Source organism: Streptomyces sp. KR55 (assembly GCF_052245645.1).
Taxonomy (GTDB): domain Bacteria; phylum Actinomycetota; class Actinomycetes; order Streptomycetales; family Streptomycetaceae; genus Streptomyces; species Streptomyces flavusporus.
This window is the reverse complement of sequence record NZ_JBQQCE010000629.1, coordinates 1-4,412: the sequence shown is the minus strand read 5'-3', so window position 1 is coordinate 4,412 and position 4,412 is coordinate 1. Positions and strand designations below refer to the sequence as shown.

The window sequence follows — 4,412 nt, the reverse complement described above, 5'->3', positions numbered from 1 at the left end:
GTCACCAGGCTGGGGCCGGGCTCGTCCGTCAGCGGGCCGTCCAGGTTGCCGTACGGCAGGGTCTCCTCGCCGCCGGTCACCACCACGTGGTGCAGGCGGGGGTTGGCGGCCAGGGTGCCCGCCCGCTCCAGTTCGGCCTCCCGGCCGCCGACGGCCAGGTCGTTGAAGGTGACGGCCAGCAGCCGCTCGCCCGCGCCCGTGCCGTGCCCCAGCACGGTCCCCGGCATCCCGGGCAGCCCCGCCGCCAGCAGGGCGAGGGTGCCCGAGGCCGGCCCGCCCGACAGATCCGCGCCGATGCCGGGCACCGGCATCCCGCGTGCGGCGCGCCGCTCGGCCGGCCCCATGCCGGGCACGGGCCCGGGGTCGATGTCGGCGCCGGGGACGTGCCGGGGTGCGGCGAGGCGGGCGCGTACGGCCTCGACGAGCGCGTCCCGCACGGCACCGACCGCGCTGTCGGGATCGGCGGGCGGCGCCGCGACGGCGAGGGAGGCCACCGGCTCGTACCCGGCGATCTCGCGCGCCCCGGCGCGCAGGATCAGTGCATGCCCCGGCGGAATGCGCCGCACGCCGTCGTACGGGGTGGAGTCCTGCAGCGCGGCGGGTACGTCGGGGGCGGCCAGCAGGGCCGCGAGGTGACCGAAGTCGAGGTTGGCCTCGATGAGGTCGGCCAGCGGCAGCGCGGCGGTCGCGTACGCCGTGCCGCCCGCCCAGGGGGTGTAGAACACCGGGCGGGCGCCCGCCAGGTCACCGCAGACCGTGATCCGCCGACCGACCTGGACGACGGCGGTGTAGCTGCCCGGCCAGGCCGTCAGATGCCGAAGTGCCCCTCCGCGCGCGGCGAACAGCCCGACCCGCAGTTCCTCGTCCGACGCCCCGCACGTGCCGAGCACCGCGATCCGGCTCTGGGCATCGGCCGTGACCACCCGCACCTCGTCGGGGCGCCAGTCGCCGACCGCCCACAGCGGATCGGGGTCGCCCCACAGGAGTTGGGAGCCGACCGGGTGCAGGGTCTCGCCGTCGTAGCCGGTGGCTCCCGCGGAGCCGAGGCCGGCGGCCCCCGCGGCGGTGCTGCTCCATCCCACCAACCACCGCATCGACGCCTCCACAGGCTGGGGACAACCAGTGCACCGTACGAACCGGTTCCCCATGCTGCCACGAAGCGCGCGCCCCAGAGCGTCGACAGTGCCGCTTGTGATCCCCGAAATGCGCCCCGCGCACCGCCCCGTGCGACCCCGCAGCCGGCCCGACGGCCCTCAACACCCTTACAGCTCAAGGCAACTGCGACGCGAATGCGCCCCCGATACGCTCCCCGAAAACCCCCAACGCGCCCTCAAACACCATGGTGGACGCGGTAATCAGGCACAGACGGCCGGGTCGATTTTCGGCCAATTCACTGCTACGCCACGTCGACCGCGAGCGCTTCGTACACGCTCCGTACAGGCTCTGCACACTGCTCGGTCAGCGCACGGTCCGGGAGGCGGAGTTCGCCCCCCGGACCGGTCCGCCGCCCGCGGGGATTGAGGCGGCGGTGTCCCCCAGCCCACTGGTCCAGTACAGCGGGCCGACCCACGCACAACCATGGAACCGCTCCCGAGATGGCCGGAGAAGAGCGCACGGACGGGCGCACGGCCACACGCCACGGGAGCACGTCACAACTGTGCGTACCGGGACCGTACTTGCGTACGGACCACAATCCCGCCATCCGGAAGAATGCCCCTTAACGCTTGGGATGCGGCGAACTACGCTGGGTTTACGAATGCCGCGTGGTTATGCCAGCGTGGCAGCCGTCTGTGTCGAGGGGTGGCGCATGTCCAGGGAGCAACGCGGGCCGAACGAAAAGCTCGGCGCCGTTCTCGCCCTCGCGGGAATCAGCAACGCAGGACTCGCACGACGGGTCAACGACCTCGGCGCACAACGCGGGTTGACGCTTCGCTACGACAAGACGTCCGTGGCGCGCTGGGTGTCGAAGGGCATGGTGCCGCAGGGTGCCGCGCCGCACCTCATCGCGGCCGCCATCGGCCAGAAGCTCGGCCGCCCGGTGCCGCTGCACGAGATAGGCCTGGCGGACGCGGACCCCGCACCCGAGGTGGGCCTCGCCTTCCCCCTGGACGTCGGGCAGGCGGTGAAGTCGGCGACGGAGCTGTACCGCCTCGACCTCGCCGGCCGCCGGGCAGGCTCAGGCGGCATCTGGCAGTCGCTCGCCGGATCGTTCGCAGTGAGCGCCTACGCAACGCCCGCCTCACGGTGGCTGATAACCCCGGCCGACAGTTCGGTCGCGCGGGACGCGAACCCCGCCGAGGGCTCCGGCGCACCGCTAAAAGTCGGCCACAGCGACGTACAGAAGCTGCGGGAGGCAGCCGAGGACGCCAGGCGCTGGGACTCCAAGTACGGGGGCGGCGACTGGCGTTCGTCGATGGTGCCGGAGTGCCTGCGCGTGGAGGCGGCCCCGCTGCTGCTCGGCTCGTACTCCGACGAGGTCGGCCGCGCCCTGTTCGGCGCCTCCGCCGAACTCACCCGCCTCGCCGGGTGGATGGCCTTCGACACCGGCCAACAGGAGGCCGCCCAGCGCTACTACATCCAGGCCCTGCGCCTGGCCCGCGCGGCGGCCGACGTCCCCCTCGGGGGATACGTCCTGGCGTCCATGTCGCTCCAGGCCACCTACCGCGGCTTCGGCGACGAGGGCGTCGACCTCGCCCAGGCCGCGCTGGAGCGCAACCGGGGACTGGCCACGGCCCGCACCATGAGCTTCTTCCGGCTCGTCGAGGCACGCGCGCATGCGCGCGCGGGCGACGCCCAGGCGGCCGGAGCGGCCCTGAAGGCCGCCGAGGGCTGGCTGGAACGGTCCCGCGAGGGCGACAGCGATCCGTCCTGGCTCGGCTTCTACTCCTACGACCGTTTCGCCGCCGACGCCGCCGAGTGCTACCGGGACCTGAAGGCACCCCGCCAGGTTCGCCGCTTCACCGAGCAGGCGCTGTCGAAGCCGACGGAGGAGTACGTCCGCTCCCACGGCCTGCGGCTCGTCGTCTCGGCCGTCGCCGAACTGGAGTCCGGAAACCTGGACGCGGCCTGCGAGCAGGGCGTGCGGGCGGTCGAGGTCGCCGGGCGTATCTCCTCCGCACGGACCACCGAGTACGTGAAGGACCTCCTGCACCGTCTGGAGCCGTACGGCGACGAACCGCGCGTGGTGGAGCTGCGGGAGCGGGCCCGCCCGCTGCTGATGGCTCCCGCGTAGGCGCTCCGCTGAGGGCGCCGGTTTCCATAGCGTCTGCCTCATTGCTGTGGTCTGGGGACTGCGGGTTGTCCGTGGCTGGTCGCGCAGTTCCCCGCGCCCCTTTCGGGGCCTGCGGCCCCTCACGCCGGGCGTCGGACTCATGGCTTCGGCTTGCGGGTTTGAGCGCATTGTCAGTGGCGCAGTGCACTATCGAAGCCGGAGGTGGAGCAGGTGCGGAAGATCGCCTACGACTGCGACGTGCTGGTGATCGGCGGCGGGATCGTCGGTCTGTCGACGGCGTATGCGATCACGCGTGCTGCGCCGGGCACGCACGTGACGGTGCTGGAGAAGGAGCGGGGCCCGGCCCGGCACCAGACGGGGCGCAACAGCGGCGTCATCCACAGCGGGATCTACTACCGCCCCGGCTCCCTGAAAGCGCGGTACGCGGTGCGGGGCGCGGCCTAGATGGTGAAGTTCTGTGCGGAGTACGGCATCGCGCACGCCGTCACCGGCAAGCTGATCGTCGCCACGCAGCGGGCGGAGCTGCCCCGGCTGCACGCGCTCGTGCAGCGCGGCCGGGAGAACGGCATTCCGGTACGGGAGCTGGTCACGGCGCAGATCGCGGAGTACGAGCCGGAGGTGCGGGGGCTGGCGGCGATCCATGTCGGTACGACCGGCGTCTGCGACTTCGCCGCCGTTGCGCGGCAGCTGGCGGAGGCGTCCGGGGCGGAGATCCGGTACGGGGCACAGGTGCTGCGGGTCGACCGGCGGGCGGGACTGGGGGTCGCCGTGCGGACCGCGGACGGGGCGGTCGTGCGGGGGAGGGTGCTGGTGAACTGCGCCGGGCTGTACTGCGACGAGATCGCGCGAATGACTGGGGACGACCCGGGGATGCGGATCATTCCCTTCCGGGGCGAGTACTACGAGCTGGGGCGGCCGGAGCTGGTGCGGGGCCTGGTCTACCCGGTGCCGGATCCGGCGTTTCCGTTCCTCGGGGTGCATCTCACGCGCGGGATCGACGGAGGTGTGCACGTCGGGCCCAACGCCGTGCCGGCGCTCGCCCGCGAGGGCTACGGGTGGGGGGTGATCCGGCCGCGTGAGGTGGGGCTGGCGCTGAGCTGGCCCGGGGCATGGCGGATGGCGCGGCGGCACTGGCGGTACGGGGGTGGGGAGGTGCGGCGGTCGGTGTCGAAGGGGGCGT

The 4,412-nt window shown here is 73.0% G+C and carries 1 protein-coding gene and 2 pseudogenes; 2 read left to right on the top strand and 1 reads right to left on the bottom strand.

Translation table 11 applies throughout. The features are described from left to right. A pseudogene (locus ACTWQJ_RS47070) lies at positions 1-1,094 on the bottom strand (asparagine synthase-related protein); the annotation flags it as partial. Between the two features lie 713 nt (positions 1,095-1,807). Here ACTWQJ_RS47070 and ACTWQJ_RS47065 point away from each other — a divergent pair. Together ACTWQJ_RS47065 and lhgO are read left to right on the top strand one after the other, a co-directional pair. Beyond that, on the top strand, positions 1,808-3,232 hold the full coding sequence (locus tag ACTWQJ_RS47065) for an MFS transporter (RefSeq protein WP_443312516.1): 1,425 nt from the start codon (positions 1,808-1,810) through the stop codon (positions 3,230-3,232). Positions 3,233-3,433: 201 nt separating this feature from the next. Next, positions 3,434-4,412, top strand: a pseudogene (gene lhgO / locus ACTWQJ_RS47060) (L-2-hydroxyglutarate oxidase); the annotation flags it as partial.